Genomic DNA, 17,230 nt, shown 5'->3' with positions numbered 1-17,230 from the left:
CACGGGAAGGGGCGTTTACGTGCCCCTCGGCGGTGTCAGTCGCGGCGCGTGCCGCTCTGGAAGATGCTGCGGGCGGGAGGCGGGCTCGGCACGCTCGTGGCATCCGTGACGATCGGCGCGCCCGCCGCGAACGTCCGCAGCTCCTCGCCGGCGACGGCCTTCGCGGGATGCGGCCCGCTCGCGAGCAGGCGCGGCAGCCACTCCAGCGGCAGCGGCGAGTTCGACCCCACCAGCACGACGTTGCCGAACCGGCGGCCCTTCAGCACCTGCGTCTCGGCCAGCGCCGCGACGTTCTCCACGACCGCGCCGAGCGTCGACACCTGGCTGCGCGCGAACGTCAGGGGCGGCCCGTCCGCCACGTTGACGAGCACGATGCCGTCCGGCTTCAACAGCGACACCGCCGAGCGGTAGAACTCCACGCTCGTCACGTGCGCCGGCGTCCGCGAGCCGCTGAATATGTCGATGACCAGGAGGTCGACCTCCCCGCGCAGGCCGGCCGGCAGCTTGCCGACGACCTCCCGCGCGTCGCCGTGCCGGATACGGATCTGCGCGTAGCGGGGGAGCGGCAGGTTCTCCCGCACCAGGTCCACGAGCCTGCTCTCCAGCTCCACCACCTGCTGCCGCGACCCCGGCCGGGTGTGTGCGATGTAGCGCGGCAGGGTCAGCGCGCCCGCGCCGAGGTGCACGGCGGTGATCGGCTGCCCCGGCTCGCCGATGAGGTCGATGACGTTGCCCATCCGCTGGATGTACTCGAAGAACAGCCGGCTGGGGTCGTCCAGGTCGACGTGCGACTGCGGCGTCCCGTCGACCACGAGCTGGTATGCGCCCGGCACGAAGCGGTCCGGCTCGATCGTGGCGAGGTAGCCGCTCTCGGCGAGGACGACCGAGGGGAGCGGCGGGTTCTGTGGCACGGCGTCCAGCGTAGTCCGCGGCCTCCACCCGATCTCCACCCTCCTCTCCACCCGGTCTCCGCCGCCGGGCGGTCCCGGTCTCGCCGCGCTGACGCGACTCTTGAGGGGTGCCGGACATCCCGGCCGGAAGGACTTCGACTCATGAATGTGCAGACGCTGACCAACGCGATCCTCATCGTGCTGCTGATCGGCTGGGTGGGATTCCGGCAGCTGACCTGGCGTCCGGTGTCCATCGCGAAGATGTGGCGCTTCCCGGCGATCATGTCGGTCGTCGGCGTCGTGCTCATCGTGCAGCAGGTGAAGCCGACCTCGCTCACCCCGCTCGATCTGGCCGTGGTGGCCGGCGAGCTCGTGCTGTCGCTGGCCGTCGGCGCGTGGATGGGCGCGATCGCACACTTCCGCCCGCTGGAGTCGCCGATCCGGCTCGGCAACGACGCCCGCTACCTCGCGACGTACGAGTCGCGCACCGGCGTGCTCGGGATCGTGCTCTGGGTGCTGATCATCGCCGTCCGCGTCGGCGTGGACGTGCTGGCCTCGATGGCCGGCTCGCACCTGGCGACCGCGACCGGCGTCATCTTCCTGGTCTTCGCCGCCAACCGCGCCGCCCGGACCGCCGTCTTCTCGGCGCGTCTCGATAGGCACGCCGCGCTCGCCGCATGATGGTCTCGTGGACTTCTGGAGCAGACCGGGCCTGCTGGCGCTCGTACTGAACATCCTCGGTGCGGGCGCCGTCGGCTGGTCGTTGATACGCACCCACGCCGCGGACCGACCGGCGTGGGTGCTCGCGCTCGCCCTGTTCGCGGTGGCGACGTGGCTCGCCCGGTCGGCCCTCACTTTCCTCGGATTGCGGCGCGCAGCGCTCGTGCTGTGCCTGCTCTCGGCGGTGACCGGAGCGTTCGTCGCGCCGGCCACCGACGGGATCGCGATCGTTCCCGCGGCCGTGGCGGTGCTCTACCTGGTCGGCGACCCGACCTGGCCGCTGCCGCTCGGCGGCGCGGTCGCCGCGGTCTCGGCGGCTCTGGTCGCGGTGGGCGCCCTCCCGTTCGGCTCGCCTGTGGCGGCGGTGCTCGGCGAGATGGCGGGGATCGTGCTGGCCGGCTTCGCGGGACTCAGCCGTCGGCAGTTCCGTCTCACCGAGCAGCAGGGCGCGCTGCTGCGGGAGCGCGACCTCGCCATGCGCGAGGAGGCCGCCAGGGTGGCGATCGCCCGCGACCTGCACGACGTCCTCGCGCACAGCCTCGGCGGCCTGGTCATCCAGCTCGACGCGGTGGACGCGCTGCTGGAGGCCGGCGACGCCGCGTCGGCCAGGCAGCGCGTCGTGGCAGCGCGCGGACTCGCGGCGGACGGCCTCGCCGAGGCGCGGCGCGCGGTCGCCGCGCTGCGCGACCCGGACGGGGCGGCGAAGACGACCGTGACCGCCGCCGACTTCCGCGCGACGCTCGACGACCTGGTGGCCGCACACCGCACGCTCGGCGGCACCGCCGCGCTGCACGAGTCGGGTTCGCCGCGGCCGCTCGAATCCGCCCAGGCGACCGCGTTGCAGCGCGCCCTCCAGGAGTCGCTGAGCAATGCGCGCAAGCACGCGCCGGGCGCGCCCGTAGAGGCCGCGCTCGACTGGCAGGATGAACGCGTGCTGCTCACCGTCTCCTCGCCGCTGATCCCGTCGCCGGCCGCTTCGTCGCCGGTAGCCGCGTCGCCGGCAGCCGCGTCGCACGGCGCCGCGCTCGCGACCTCGGGAGGCGGCCACGGCCTGGAGGGGATGCGCGAACGCTTCTCCGCCCTCCCGCTCGGCGGCTCCGTGGCCGCGACCGCGGACGGCGGCCGGTTCACCGTCACGGCCGAGGCCAGGCTGGCATGAGCGGCGCGGCCGGCATGAGCGGCGAGACGGCACCCGCCCGCATCCGCGTCGTCGTCGCCGACGACCAGGCGATCATCCGCGACGGCCTGGTCACCGTCCTCGGCCTGCTGCCCGACGTGGAGGTCGTCGGCTCCGCGTCCGATGGCGCCGAAGCGGTGGCGCTCGCCGTGGCCGAGCGTCCCGACGTGGTGCTGATGGACCTCCGGATGCCGGTGCTCGACGGCGTCGGCGCGACCGAGCGGATCGTGCGCGAGGCGCCCGGCTCCGCGGTGCTCGTGCTCACGACCTTCGCCGACGACGACTCGATCCTGGCCGCCCTGCGCGCCGGCGCCCGCGGCTACCTCACCAAGGACGCCGGCCGCGCCGAGCTGGCCTCCGCCGTCCGGGCTGTTGCCCGCGGCCAGGCCACCTTCGCCCCGGAGGTCGGCGCGCGCATCATCGGCTCGCTCACCTCGGCGCCGCCCGCCAAGCCTGCCGACCCCGCCGGCGCCCTCGTCGAGCGGTTCCCCGCGCTCACCCGCCGGGAGGCCGAGGTGCTCGGCCTGGTCGCCGACGGCCTCAGCAACGGTGAGATCGCCTCCGCGCTCTTCGTCGGCGGCTCCACGGTGAAGACCCACATCAACGCGATCTTCGCCAAGCTCGGCGTCTCCTCGCGCGCCCAGGCCATCGCGCTCGTCCGCAGCTGACGGACACCCGCCGCACGCGGTCGCGTGTTCGGTCCCGGAGGGGGAGGATGGGCCCATGACTGATCGGGTACTGGTGACGGGCGGCTCGGGTTTCGTGGGAGCGCACTGCGTGCTCGCGCTGCTGGAGGCCGGATACTCGGTGCGGACGACCATCCGCTCCCCGCAGCGCGCCGCCGATGTGCGGTCGCAGCTGGCGGCGGGCGGCATCGAGGATGCGGGGGACAGGCTGGAGTTCGCGGTCGCCGACCTCCTCGACGACGCCGGGTGGGCGGACGCCGTCGAGGGCTGCCGCTTCGTGCTGCACGTGGCGTCCCCGTTCCCGATGACCGAGCCGAAGGACCCGGACGAGCTGGTGCGGCCGGCGCGGGAGGGCGCCCTGCGCGTGCTGCGCGCCGCCCGCGACGCCGGGGTGGAGCGCGTCGTGCTCACCTCTTCCTATGCCGCCATCGGCTACGGCCACGCCCCGACCAGGCAGCCGTTCACCGAGGTGGACTGGACCGAGCTCGACAGCGGCCGCCCGATCAGCGCCTACGTCCGCTCCAAGACGCTCGCCGAGCACGCGGCCTGGGACTTCATGGCCAAGGAGGGCGGCGACATGCGGCTCGCCACCGTCAACCCGGTCGGCATCCTCGGCCCGGTGCTCGGCCCGGACTACTCGAGCTCGGTCGCGCTCGTGAAGGCCGTGCGGGAAGGCCGCCTCCCGCGCCTGCCCGACGTGTACTTCGGCGTCGTGGACGTGCGCGACGTCGCCGGCCTGCACCTCCTCGCCATGACGAAGCCGGAGGCCGCGGGCGAGCGCTTCCTCGCCACGGCGGGCGACGCACTGAGCGCGCCCGAGCTCGCCCTCATCATCCGCGGCCACCTCGGCTCGCCGGCGGGCGACAGGGTCCGCACCGGGCTGATGCCGACGTGGATGCTGAAGGCCGCCGCCCCGTTCAGCCGCAGCGTGCGCGGCTCGCTGCCCGACATCGGCGTCTACCGGAACGCCTCGTCCGCCAAGGCGCGCACCGTGCTCGGCTGGCGTCCGCGGTCCCGCGAGGAGGCCGTCATCGCGACGGTCGACACGCTGCCGCCGCGTCTCCACTAGCTGACAATCTCCCGCGAGAATCGCGGCCGACCAGCGGGAATACCGGGGGCTGCACGCGGTTATACACCGTGACTGCGCCTCCGGTCAAGAAAAGACTGGACACGGCGCGTCAGTTTGACATATAGTGGTTCTTTGCGCTCCCACGCACACCCTTGCCTTCATATTGCGGTCGGCTCTGACTTTTCCTCGCGCGCGTCTGGGCCCGGTTCACCGGGTCAGATACGGCGGCACGAGACGTGTCTGGGAGTCCTCGTCCCTCACAAAACCACATCTCGACCGACAGTAACTGGCCCGACGGGGCCCACGGAGGTTATTTCCTTGGCTGCTGCGCGCAACGCAACCAACACTGACAAGACACCCAAGAACGGACGAGCCGCATCTCGTCTTTCGTTCGCCAAGATCACGGACACCCTCACTGTTCCCGATCTGCTCGCATTGCAGACGGAGAGCTTCGACTGGCTGGTCGGAAACGACGCGTGGAAGGAACGCGTCGTGGAGGCCGAGGCCCAGGGTCGTCAGGATCTGCCCGCCAACACGGGCCTCGAGGAGATCTTCGAAGAGATCTCTCCCATCGAGGACCTCGGCGAGACCATGCAGCTCTCCTTCACCAACCCGTTCCTCGAGGAGAAGAAGTACTCGATCGACGAGTGCAAGGAGAAGGGCAAGACCTATTCGGCCCCGCTCTACGTCGAGGCCGAGTTCATGAACCACCTCACCGGTGAGATCAAGACCCAGACGGTCTTCATGGGCGACTTCCCGCTCATGACCGAGAAGGGCACCTTCATCATCAACGGCACCGAGCGTGTCGTCGTCTCCCAGCTCGTCCGCTCGCCGGGCGTCTACTTCGAGGCCGCCGCCGACAAGACCTCCGACAAGGACATCTACTCGGCGCGCATCATCCCGAGCCGCGGTGCGTGGCTCGAGTTCGAGATCGACAAGCGCGACCAGGTCGGTGTCCGCATCGACCGCAAGCGCAAGCAGTCGGTCACCGTGTTCCTGAAGGCCCTCGGGCTCACCAGCGAGGAGATCCTCGCCGAGTTCGCCGGCTTCCAGTCGATCGAGCTGACCCTCGAGAAGGACGCCATCCTCACCAAGGAGGAGGCGCTGAAGGACATCTACCGCAAGCTGCGTCCGGGCGAGCAGGTCGCCGCCGAGGCTGCGCGTGCGCTGCTGGACAACTTCTACTTCAACCCGAAGCGCTACGACCTCGCCAAGGTCGGCCGTTACAAGATCAACCGCAAGCTCGGCCTCGAGGCCCCGCTGTCGGACTCGGTGCTGACCGTCCAGGACATCATCGCGACGATCAAGTACCTGGTCTCCCTGCACGACGGCCAGACCACGTTCAAGGGCCTGCGCGGCGGCGTCGAGACCAACATCCGTCTCGACACCGACGACATCGACCACTTCGGCAACCGTCGTATCCGCGCCGTCGGCGAGCTCATCCAGAACCAGGTCCGCACCGGCCTCTCGCGCATGGAGCGCGTCGTCCGCGAGCGCATGACCACGCAGGACATCGAGGCGATCACCCCGCAGACCCTGATCAACGTGCGACCCGTCGTCGCCGCGATCAAGGAGTTCTTCGGCACCTCGCAGCTCTCGCAGTTCATGGACCAGAACAACCCGCTCGCGGGCCTGACCCACAAGCGCCGCCTGTCGGCGCTGGGCCCGGGTGGTCTGAGCCGTGAGCGCGCAGGCGTCGAGGTCCGCGACGTCCACCCGTCGCACTACGGCCGCATGTGCCCGATCGAGACGCCGGAAGGCCCGAACATCGGTCTGATCGGCTCGCTCGCGTCGTTCGCGCGGATCAACTCCTTCGGCTTCATCGAGACGCCGTACCGCAAGGTCGTCGAGGGCCGGGTCACCGACCAGATCGACTACCTCACCGCTTCCGAGGAGGACGACTTCGTCGTCGCGCAGGCCAACGCCCCGCTCGACCCGAGCGGCCACTTCACCGAGGAGCGCGTGCTCGCCCGGCAGAAGGGCGGCGAGGTCGACCTGATCCCCGCCGAGGAGATCGGCTACATGGACGTCTCCCCGCGCCAGATGGTGTCGGTCGGTACGTCGCTGATCCCGTTCCTCGAGCACGACGACGCCAACCGAGCCCTCATGGGTGCGAACATGCAGCGCCAGGCGGTGCCGCTGCTCCGCTCGGAGAGCCCGGTCGTCGGAACCGGTATGGAGGGCTACGCGGCCATCGACGCCGGTGACGTGGTCACCGCCGACAAGTCCGGTGTGGTCACCGAGGTCTCGGCAGACGCCGTGACCGTCCAGGCCGACGACGGCACGATCAAGTCCTACTACCTGCGCAAGTTCGACCGCTCCAACCAGGGCACGTCGTACAACCACCGCGTGGTCGTGGACGAGGGCGACCGCATCGAGGCCGGGGAGGTCGTCGCAGACGGCCCCGCGACCGAGAACGGCGAGCTCGCGCTCGGCAAGAACCTGCTCGTGGCGTTCATGCCGTGGGAGGGCCACAACTTCGAGGACGCGATCATCCTCAGCCAGAACCTGGTGAAGGACGACACCCTCTCCTCGATCCACATCGAGGAGTACGAGGTCGACGCCCGCGACACCAAGCTCGGCAAGGAGGAGATCACCCGCGACCTCCCGAACGTCAGCCCGGACCTCCTGGCCGACCTCGACGAGCGCGGCATCATCCGCATCGGCGCCGAGGTGCGACCCGGCGACATCCTGGTCGGCAAGGTCACGCCGAAGGGCGAGACCGAGCTGTCGGCCGAGGAGCGCCTGCTCCGCGCGATCTTCAACGAGAAGAGCCGCGAGGTGCGCGACACCTCGCTCAAGGTTCCCCACGGTGAAGAGGGCACGATCATCGGTGTCAAGGTCTTCGACTCGCAGGACGGCGACGACGAGCTCGGCTCCGGCGTGAACCAGCGCGTGGTGGTCTACATCGCCCAGAAGCGCAAGATCACCGCGGGCGACAAGCTCGCCGGCCGTCACGGCAACAAGGGCGTCATCTCCAAGATCCTGCCCGTCGAGGACATGCCGTTCCTCGCGGACGGCACGCCGGTCGATGTCATCCTGAACCCGTTGGGCGTCCCTGGTCGAATGAACTTCGGTCAGGTCCTGGAGATCCACCTCGGCTGGATCGCCAAGAACGGCTGGGAGATCAAGGGCAAGCCCAAGTGGGCTGCCGAGCTCCCGGAGGCCGCGTTCAGCGCCGCCCCCAACACCAAGGTCGCGACCCCGGTGTTCGACGGTGCGAAGGAGGAGGAGATCGCCGGCCTGCTCGACGCCACCCTCCCGACCCGCGACGGCGACCGCCTGATCGGATCGTCCGGCAAGACGCAGCTCTTCGACGGCCGCTCCGGCGAGCCCTACCCGGACCCGGTGTCGGTCGGCTACATGTACATCCTGAAGCTGCACCACCTGGTCGACGACAAGATCCACGCGCGTTCGACCGGCCCGTACTCGATGATCACCCAGCAGCCGCTCGGTGGTAAGGCGCAGTTCGGTGGCCAGCGCTTCGGTGAGATGGAGGTGTGGGCCCTCGAGGCCTATGGAGCCGCGTACGCGCTCCAGGAGCTCCTGACCATCAAGTCGGATGACATCCTCGGTCGCGTCAAGGTGTACGAGGCCATCGTCAAGGGTGAGAACATCCAGGAGCCGGGCATCCCTGAGTCCTTCAAGGTCCTCATCAAGGAGATGCAGTCCCTCTGCCTGAACGTGGAGGTCCTCTCGGCCGACGGCCAGACGGTCAGTCTGCGCGACGCCGACGACGAGGCCTTCCGCGCTGCGGAAGAGCTCGGCATCAACATCTCCTCCCGGTTCGAGTCGTCGTCCATCGACGAGATCTGACCCGGTAGCCAGACCCAACTGACGAATCTTCTATAGGAGAGAGTGAAACATTGCTCGAATCGACAACTTTCGATGAGCTGCGTATCGGCCTGGCCACCGCCGACGACATCCGTCGCTGGAGCTACGGCGAGGTCAAGAAGCCCGAGACGATCAACTACCGCACCCTGAAGCCCGAGAAGGACGGCCTGTTCGGAGAGCAGATCTTCGGACCGTCCCGCGACTGGGAGTGCTCGTGCGGCAAGTACAAGCGCGTCCGGTTCAAGGGCATCGTGTGCGAGCGCTGCGGCGTGGAGGTCACCAAGTCCTCCGTCCGCCGCGAGCGCATGGGCCACATCGAGCTGGCCGCGCCGGTCACGCACATCTGGTACTTCAAGGGTGTGCCCAGCCGTCTCGGCTACCTGCTCGACATGGCGCCGAAGGACCTCGAGAAGGTCATCTACTTCGCCGCCTACATGGTGATCCAGGTGGACGAGGACGGCCGTCACGCCGACCTCCCCGGCCTGGAGAACGAGCTGCGCCTGGAGATCAAGACGCTGGCCGACCAGCGCGACGCCCGCGTCGCCGAGCGTCTGCAGCGCCTGGAGACCGACCTCGCCGCCCTCGAGGAGGAAGGTGCCAAGGCCGACCAGAAGCGTCGCGTCAAGGACACCTCCGAGAAGGAGATGGGCCAGATCCGCAAGTCCTACGACGAGGACATCGCCCGCCTCGAGCGCGTGTGGGAGTCGTTCCGCACCCTCAAGGTCGGCGACCTCAAGCCGGAGGACGCGGACTTCAACGAGCTCGTCGACCGGTACGGCCTCTACTTCGAGGCGTTCATGGGCGCCGAGGCGATCAAGCGCCGCCTGCTGGCCTTCGACCTGGCCGCCGAGGCCGAGCTGCTCCGCGAGCAGATCGCCAACGGCAAGGGCCAGAAGAAGATCCGCGCGATCAAGCGCCTGCGCGTGGTGTCGTCGTTCCTGGCGACCGGCAACTCGCCGGCCGCGATGGTCCTCGACGTCGTCCCGGTCATCCCGCCGGAGCTGCGCCCGATGGTCCAGCTCGACGGTGGCCGCTTCGCGACCTCCGACCTGAACGACCTGTACCGCCGCGTGATCAACCGCAACAACCGTCTCCGCCGCCTGCTCGACCTCGGTGCCCCCGAGATCATCGTGAACAACGAGAAGCGCATGCTCCAGGAGGCCGTCGACGCGCTGTTCGACAACGGCCGCCGCGGCCGCCCGGTCACGGGCACCGGCAACCGCGCGCTCAAGTCCCTCAGCGACATGCTGAAGGGCAAGCAGGGGCGGTTCCGCCAGAACCTGCTCGGCAAGCGCGTGGACTACTCGGGCCGTTCGGTCATCATCGTGGGTCCGCAGCTCAAGCTGCACCAGTGCGGTCTGCCCAAGCAGATGGCGCTGGAGCTGTTCAAGCCGTTCGTGATCAAGCGCCTGATCGACCTGAGCCACGCTCAGAACATCAAGGCCGCCAAGCGCATGGTGGAGCGTTCGCGCCCGCAGGTCTGGGACGTCCTCGAGGAGATCATCCGCGAGCGCCCGGTCCTCCTGAACCGCGCTCCCACCCTGCACCGTCTCGGCATCCAGGCGTTCGAGCCTCAGCTCGTCGAGGGCAAGGCCATCCAGCTGCACCCGCTCGTCTGCGCCGCGTTCAACGCGGACTTCGACGGCGACCAGATGGCTGTGCACCTGCCCCTGTCGGTGGAGGCCCAGGCCGAGGCCCGCATCCTGATGCTCGCCTCGAACAACATCCTGAAGCCGTCCGACGGCCGCCCGGTCACCCTGCCCTCGCAGGACATGATCATCGGTCTGCACCACCTCACCACCGTCCGCGAGGGCGCTGTGGGCGAGGGTCGCGCGTTCTCCTCGGTCTCCGAGGCGATCCTCGCGAAGGACCAGGGCTCGCTGCACCTCAACGCCAAGGTGAAGATCCGCCTGAACGACTACGTTCCGTCCGACGCCGCCGACACCGGCGCCACGCCGGTCACCGCGATCGTGGAGACCACCCTCGGCCGCGCCCTCTTCAACGAGGCGCTGCCGGCGGACTACCCGTACGTTGAGGAGGTCGCCGACAAGGGCCAGATCTCGTCGATCGTCAACGCCCTGGCGGAGCGCTACCCCAAGGTGGAGGTCGCCGCGGCGCTCGACCGGATCAAGGACGCCGGCTTCTACTGGGGCACCCGCTCGGGCGTCACGGTGTCGCTGAGCGACATCCTGACCCCGCCGAACAAGGCGCAGATCGTGGCCGGCTACGAGAAGAAGGCCGCGAAGATCACGGCGGAGTTCGAGAAGGGTCTCACGACCGACCTCGAGCGTCGCCAGGAGCTGGTGAAGATCTGGACCGAGGCGACCAACGAGGTGGCCGAGGCCATGCGCGCCAACTTCCCGGTCGACAACACCATCAACCGCATGGTGACCTCCGGCGCCCGTGGTAACTGGCTGCAGGTGCGCAACATCGCCGGTATGCGTGGTCTGGTGAACAACCCGAAGGGTGAGATCATCCCGCGCCCGATCATCTCCTCGTACCGCGAGGGTCTGTCGGTGGCGGAGTACTTCATCGCGACGCACGGTGCCCGTAAGGGTCTGGCCGACACGGCCCTCCGTACGGCGGACTCGGGCTACCTGACCCGTCGTCTGGTGGACGTCTCGCAGGATGTCATCATCCGCGAGGACGACTGCGGCACGACCAAGGGCCTCGAGCTTCCGATCGCGACCGTGGGCGCCGACGGTACCCTCACCCGCGACCCGAACGTCGAGAACTCCGTGTTCGCGCGGACCCTCGCGTCCGAAGCCGTGGGCTCGAACGGCGACGTCGTGGCGAAGGCCGGCGAGGACGTGGGCGACGTGCTCATCGACCGCCTGGTGGCCGCCGGCGTGACCGACATCAAGGTCCGCTCGGTGCTCACCTGCGAGTCCGCGGTCGGCGTCTGCGCCGCCTGCTACGGCCGTTCGCTCGCGACCGGCAAGCTGGTGGACATCGGCGAGGCGGTCGGCATCATCGCCGCCCAGTCGATCGGTGAGCCCGGAACGCAGCTCACGATGCGTACCTTCCACACCGGTGGTTCGGCCTCCGCGGACGACATCACCCAGGGTCTGCCGCGCGTGCAGGAGCTGTTCGAGGCGCGTACCCCCAAGGGTGCGTCCCCGATCGCCGAGGCCGCCGGCCGCATCGTCATCGAGGAGACGGACAAGTCCCGCAAGGTCATCCTGACCCCGGACAACGGCGACGAGCCGCACGTCTACCCGGTGCTGAAGCGCTCGACCCTCCTGGTGGAGGACGGCCAGCGCGTCGAGCTCGGCCAGCAGCTGATCGTCGGCACCGTCGACCCGAAGGAAGTCCTCCGGGTCAAGGGCGTCCGCGAGGTGCAGAAGCACCTGGTGGGCGGCGTCCAGGGCGTCTACCGCTCGCAGGGCGTGCCGATCCACGACAAGCACATCGAGGTCATCGTCCGTCAGATGCTCCGCAAGGTCACGGTCGTCGACCACGGCGACACCGACCTGCTCCCTGGTGAGCTCGTCGACCGGTCGAAGTACAACGAGATCAACCGTGCTGCGCTGACCGAGGGCAAGAAGACGGCGTCCGCCCGTCAGGAGGTCATGGGTATCACCAAGGCCTCGCTGGCGACCGAGTCGTGGCTCTCGGCCGCGTCCTTCCAGGAGACCACCCGCGTCCTGACGCAGGCGGCCATGGAGGGCAAGTCCGACCCGCTGATCGGTCTCAAGGAGAACGTCATCATCGGTAAGCTCATCCCGGCCGGCACGGGCCTGTCCCGCTACCGGAACGTCTCGGTGGAGGCGACGGAGGAGGCCAAGGCGGAGCGGTACCCCAACCGCATCTTCGCCGACGACTCCGCGTTCAGCGAGAACGACCTGAGCTTCGTCGACTTCGACAGCTTCAGCTCGGACGACTACACCCCGGGCACCTACAACTAAGCGTGTAGGCAGTCCGTACCACGAAGGCCCCCGGCGTTTGCCGGGGGCCTTCGTCGTTCCCGGCCTCCCCGGTACGGGACAATGGAAGGGTGTGGAGACAGCTGCTGCAATACACCGACACGGTCGGCCGTTCGATGGTCGGTTTCGCGGCCGTGGCGCTCGTCGTCGCGCTGGTGAGCTTCGTGGTCGGCATCGTGCAGGCCGTCTCCGGTCACGCCGCGGGCACCCTCCCGTTCTGGATGACGACGATGGGCTGCGCCGTGCTGGCCGGTGTCCTTGTCTACCTCGCGAGCCGTCGCGGCGACCTCCGGCGCCGCTGAGAGCGCTGTCCCCCTTTAATGGGGCACCCGCAAGCGGGACTGTTGAGCGAGCCTCAGCGGAAGTTAGGGTGACAGGGCTTCGCCCCGCCCGGAGACTCGCCCGGGGGACGGCGATGCTCTGCCGGTGACCCGACGCCGGCAGGCCTGCTATCCGAGGAGGTCCCCGTGGCGTCCATAACAGAGATCCTGATCCTGCACGGCCTGTTGCCCATCGAGTACCTGGACCGTGTCTCCACCGACCCTGCCGCCGATGAGGCGATCGCGCGCGAGCTGCTCGCGCGCGGCTCCATCAATTCCGTGCAGCTCGCCCAGGCCCGTGCGGCGATGGCGGGCGTCCCCTTCGTCGAGCTGGTCGACTACCCGGTCGACCGTTCTGCCGTCGCCCACGTCGCCGCGGCGATCTGCCGTCGGCACATGGTGCTCCCGATCGGCTGGGACGGCGACACCCTCGTGGTCGCCACCGCCGACCCTGGCGACGTGATCGCGCTCGACGATGTCCGCGCGGCGGCGCACGCGCCCGTCCGCCTGTTCGTGGCGGAGGGAACGGACCTCGCCGGCGCGATCGACCGCTATCTGCGCGCCGACGACGAGCTCAGCGACCTCTCCAACACGCTGGAGGAGGAGAACGCGGCCGCACAACAGGCCACCCTCGCGCTCTCGGACCCAAGCGACGACGACGCGCCGATCGTGCGCTTCGTCAACCTGCTGGTGAGCCAGGCGATCCAGGACCACGCCTCCGACATCCACATCGAACCGGGGGAGAACGAGCTCCGCGTCCGCTATCGCATCGACGGTGTGCTGCACGAGATGCAGAGCGCGCCGAAGAGCGTTCAGAACGGTGTCACGAGTCGGCTCAAGATCATGAGCGATATCGACATCGCCGAACGGCGAAAGCCTCAGGACGGCCGCATGTCGGTCGTCCACGGCGGACGGCAGATCGACCTGCGCGTCGCGACCCTCCCGACCGTGTGGGGCGAGAAGGTCGTCATGCGGATCCTGGACAACAGCAACACCAGCATGACGCTCCGCGACCTCAACCTCCTGGAACGGAACGCCAAGGCGTTCGAGACCGCGTACTCGAAGCCGTACGGCATGATCCTGGTCACCGGCCCGACCGGTTCGGGCAAGTCGACCACGCTCTACACGACCCTCAACGCCGTCTCCCGGCCGGAGATCAACGTGATCACCGTCGAGGACCCGGTCGAATACCGGATGGCGGGGATCAACCAGGTGCAGGTCAACCCGAAGGCGGGTCTGACCTTCGCGAGCGCGTTGCGCAGCATCCTCCGCAGCGACCCCGACGTGGTGCTGCTGGGCGAGATCCGCGACCACGAGACCGCGCAGATCGCCATCGAGGCGGCGCTGACGGGCCACCTCGTGCTCTCGACCCTGCACACGAACGACGCGCCGAGCGCGGTCACCCGGCTCGTGGAGATGGACATCGAGCCGTTCCTGGTCGGCTCCGCGCTCGACTGCGTCGTCGCCCAGCGCCTGGCGCGCCGCCTGTGCGAGCGCTGCAAGGCCCGCAAGGAGCTCTCGGAGGAGGACCTCCGACGCCTCAACGTGCAGCCGGACGGCGTCGACGAGCTCCCGACCGTCTTCCAGCCGGTCGGCTGCACCTTCTGCTCGAACACGGGCTTCCGCGGACGGCTGGCCCTGCACGAGGTGATGACGGTCACGGAGGACATCGAGCGCCTCGCCGTCAGCCGGGCGTCCAGCGCGGAGATCGAGCGCGTGGCCCGGGCGCAGGGGATGCTGACGCTGCGCGAGGACGGCTGGGAGAAGGTCAAGCTCGGCGTCACATCGATCGAGGAGATTCTGCGGGTGGTCGCATGAACGAATGGGAGCAGGGAGTGGACAAGCCGATCTACGAGATCCCGGTGGTGCCGGATCACGGGGCGCCGCGCGAGTGGTTCCCCACGCCGCCTCCGCCCGCGCCGGCGCCAGTGGGCCTGCCGGAGGCCGACGTACTGCGTCCGGCCGTCCCGGTGTTCCCGCCGCCGGCGGCCCAGCCGCTCGGCGGCTATCCGCCGCCCGCGCCGGGCTACGGGGCGACGATCCCGACTATCCCGATCCCGGCGATGGCGCCGCCGAGCGCACCACCGAGCGCCCCACCGGTCGCTCCACCGGTCGCCGCGACCGTCCCGTGGCAGGAGGAAGCCCCGTCGGATTACGTGGAGACGCTGACCGACGTGGAGCGCGAGGCGCTCGCGAAGGCCGACCCCGAGCTGATCGCAGCGCTGCGCCAGATCATCGAGCAGCGCGGTTCGGACCTGCACGTCACGGTCGGCGCCGCGCCGATGATCCGCGTCGACGGCGGTCTCCGGCCCGTCGGGGCGGGCGCATCGTGGGACCGGCCTCGGGTCGAGCGCGCACTGTTCAGCCTGCTGACCGAGCGTCAGGCCGAGGTCTTCCAGCGCGAGCTCGAGCTCGACTTCGCGTTCACGATCTCCGCGAACGCCCGCTTCCGCGTGAACCTGTACCAGCAGCGCGGCGCGTACGGCGCGGCTTTCCGCCTGATCCCGACGGAGATCAAGCAGCTCGCCGAGCTCGGGATCCCGGCGCAAGTCGGCGACTTCGCCGGGCTGCCGCGTGGTCTTGTGCTCGTCACCGGCCCGACCGGCTCCGGCAAGTCGACCACGCTCGCGGCGCTGATCGACATCGTGAACGCCACGCGGAGCGACCACATCGTCACGGTCGAAGACCCGATCGAGTTCCTGCATTCCCACAAGAGCTCGATCGTGAACCAGCGGGAGGTCGGCCACGACACCCACAGCTTCGGCAACGCCCTGAAGCACGTGCTGCGTCAGGACCCCGACGTGATCCTGATCGGCGAGCTCCGTGACTTGGAGACCATCTCGGTGGCGCTGACGGCGGCAGAGACGGGTCACCTCGTCTTCGCCACGCTGCACACGCAGGACGCGCCCCAGACCATCGACCGCGTCATCGACGTCTTCCCGCCGCACCAGCAGGATCAGGTGCGAGCCCAGCTCGCCGCGACGCTCCAGGGCGTCGTCTGCCAGACCCTCGTCAAACGCTCCAACGGCAAAGGCCGCGCCGTCGCCACGGAGGTGCTGAAGATGACGCCGGCCATCGCGAACCTCATCCGCGAGGGCAAGACCTACCAGATCGCGTCGATGATGCAGGCCGGCCGTGACCTCGGCATGCACACGATGGACCAGCAACTCGCCGACCTGGTCAACCGCGGCGTCATCACGCACCGCACCGGCATGGACAAGGCGCACGACCCGTCCGGCTTCGGGAGGCTCGTGCAACGCGTCGAGTCGCCCACCGAGGCCTCCGCTCGCGCGATCGCCGCCTCCGACATCGACTTCGGCGACTCGTACTCCGGGACGGTGCGCTGATGGCCGGGGTGACCGGGTACGCGTACACCGGCCGCAACATGGCCGGGAAGCTCGTCAAGGGCCGGCTGGACGCGCCCAGCGAAGGCGCCGTGGTGTCCCGTCTGCAGTCGATGGGGCTCTCACCCGTCGCGATCAGCGCGGCGGGCACCGGGACGGGTCTCCAACGGGAGATCTCCATCCCCGGCTTCCAGCACCGTGTGAAGCTCAAGGAGCTCGCGATCCTCAGCCGGCAGATGGCGACGATGATCGGGTCCGGCATCTCCATCCTGCGGACCCTCACGATCCTCGCCGACCAGGCCGAGGGCAAGCGGCTCCCGGAGATCATGAACAAGGTCCGCGAGGACGTCGAGGAGGGCACTGCGCTGTCGACGGCGATGGCGGCCCACTCCGAGGACTTCCCCCCGCTCATGATCAACATGATCCGGGCGGGCGAGGCCGGCGGCTTCCTCGACCACGCGCTGGAGTCGGTCGCGACGAACTTCGAGAAGGAGGTGAAACTCCGCTCGACCATCAAGTCGGCGATGACCTACCCCGTGGTGGTCCTGGTCATGTCGCTCGTCGCCGTCGTCGTCATGCTCGTGTTCATCGTGCCCATCTTCAAGAAGATGTTCGAGGGCTTCGGCGGGCAGCTCCCGCTGCCGACGCAGATCCTCGTCGTCATTTCGCAGTCCATGGTCTGGCTCGGGCCGCTCCTGCTCGTGGTCGGCATCCTGTTCTGGCTCTGGTGGCGCAACAACAAGAACACCGAGAAGGTCAGGAAGCAGGTCGACCGGCTGAAGCTCCGGCTGCCCGTGTTCGGACCGCTGTTCAAGAAGATCGCCATCGCCCGGTTCGCCCGCAACTTCTCGAGCATGATCGGCGCAGGCGTCCCGATCCTCCAGGCCCTCCGCATCGTCGGGGAGACCTCCGGCAACTGGGTGCTGGAGGACGCCCTCGCCCGGGTTGCGGAGTCAGTCCGGCGAGGCGAGTCGATCGCCAAGCCGTTGCTCGCCGAGCCGTTCTTCCCGCAGATGGTCACGCAGATGATCGCCGTCGGCGAGGACGCCGGCTCGATGGAGATCATGCTCGAGAAGGTCGCGAGCTTCTACGACGACGACGTCGAGGCGACGACAGAGGCGCTGACCTCGCTCATCGAGCCCCTGCTGATCGGGTTCCTCGGCGTCGTGGTCGGTGGCATGATCGTGTGCCTCTACCTGCCCATCTTCCAGATCACATCCTTGATTCATTGACACTCAGCGGCCCCCGCATTGGGGCCGGGATT

The 17,230-nt window shown here is 69.0% G+C and carries 11 protein-coding genes; 10 read left to right on the top strand and 1 reads right to left on the bottom strand.

Features of this window, described 5'->3' with window-relative positions:
* Nucleotides 1-35: 35 nt before the first annotated feature.
* Complete coding sequence (locus ABH923_RS07070) at nucleotides 36-911, bottom strand: fused MFS/spermidine synthase (RefSeq protein ID WP_345834020.1); 876 nt, start codon at nucleotides 909-911, stop codon at nucleotides 36-38.
* A 141-nt stretch (nucleotides 912-1,052) separates the two neighbouring features.
* On the opposite strand from ABH923_RS07070, the gene ABH923_RS07065 reads away from it, so the two are divergent.
* The 10 genes from ABH923_RS07065 to ABH923_RS07020 all read left to right on the top strand — a co-directional run bounded on the left by ABH923_RS07065 (nucleotide 1,053) and on the right by ABH923_RS07020 (nucleotide 17,198).
* Entirely contained in the window at nucleotides 1,053-1,571 is a 519-nt protein-coding gene (locus ABH923_RS07065; protein WP_370054626.1) for a hypothetical protein, read from the top strand.
* A gap of 7 nt (nucleotides 1,572-1,578) precedes the next feature.
* Entirely contained in the window at nucleotides 1,579-2,769 is a 1,191-nt protein-coding gene (locus ABH923_RS07060; RefSeq protein WP_370054625.1) for a sensor histidine kinase, read from the top strand.
* The gene (locus ABH923_RS07055) at nucleotides 2,766-3,455 is read left to right on the top strand and encodes a response regulator (RefSeq protein WP_370054624.1); all 690 of its coding nucleotides are present in this window, start codon (nucleotides 2,766-2,768) and stop codon (nucleotides 3,453-3,455) included. Before ABH923_RS07060 ends, ABH923_RS07055 begins: the two co-directional genes overlap by 4 nt.
* 55 nt (nucleotides 3,456-3,510) lie before the next feature.
* Entirely contained in the window at nucleotides 3,511-4,542 is a 1,032-nt protein-coding gene (locus ABH923_RS07050; protein ID WP_370054623.1) for an SDR family oxidoreductase, read from the top strand.
* A gap of 318 nt (nucleotides 4,543-4,860) precedes the next feature.
* A complete protein-coding gene (rpoB, locus tag ABH923_RS07045; protein ID WP_370054622.1) occupies nucleotides 4,861-8,358 on the top strand; it encodes a DNA-directed RNA polymerase subunit beta in 3,498 nt (1,165 codons plus the stop codon).
* 50 nt (nucleotides 8,359-8,408) lie between these two features.
* Nucleotides 8,409-12,284, top strand: a complete 3,876-nt coding sequence (gene rpoC / locus ABH923_RS07040; protein WP_370054621.1) for a DNA-directed RNA polymerase subunit beta' — start codon at nucleotides 8,409-8,411, stop codon at nucleotides 12,282-12,284.
* Between the two features lie 89 nt (nucleotides 12,285-12,373).
* Nucleotides 12,374-12,604 carry a hypothetical protein gene (locus tag ABH923_RS07035; RefSeq protein WP_370054620.1) on the top strand — a complete coding sequence of 77 codons (231 nt, stop codon included), beginning with the start codon at nucleotides 12,374-12,376 and terminating at the stop codon, nucleotides 12,602-12,604.
* Between the two features lie 165 nt (nucleotides 12,605-12,769).
* Complete coding sequence (locus ABH923_RS07030; RefSeq protein ID WP_370054619.1) at nucleotides 12,770-14,440, top strand: GspE/PulE family protein; 1,671 nt, start codon at nucleotides 12,770-12,772, stop codon at nucleotides 14,438-14,440.
* The gene (locus tag ABH923_RS07025; RefSeq protein ID WP_370054618.1) at nucleotides 14,437-15,969 is read left to right on the top strand and encodes a type IV pilus twitching motility protein PilT; all 1,533 of its coding nucleotides are present in this window, start codon (nucleotides 14,437-14,439) and stop codon (nucleotides 15,967-15,969) included. Before ABH923_RS07030 ends, ABH923_RS07025 begins: the two co-directional genes overlap by 4 nt.
* Nucleotides 15,969-17,198 (top strand): type II secretion system F family protein, encoded by a 1,230-nt coding sequence (locus tag ABH923_RS07020; protein WP_370054617.1) that lies wholly within the window; start codon nucleotides 15,969-15,971, stop codon nucleotides 17,196-17,198. Before ABH923_RS07025 ends, ABH923_RS07020 begins: the two co-directional genes overlap by 1 nt.
* The last annotated feature ends 32 nt before the right edge of the window (nucleotides 17,199-17,230 follow it).

Source organism: Leifsonia sp. EB41, assembly GCF_041262565.1.
Lineage (GTDB): Bacteria > Actinomycetota > Actinomycetes > Actinomycetales > Microbacteriaceae > Leifsonia.
The sequence above is the reverse complement of the archived record's forward strand: the minus strand, read 5'-3'. Positions and strand labels throughout refer to the sequence as shown.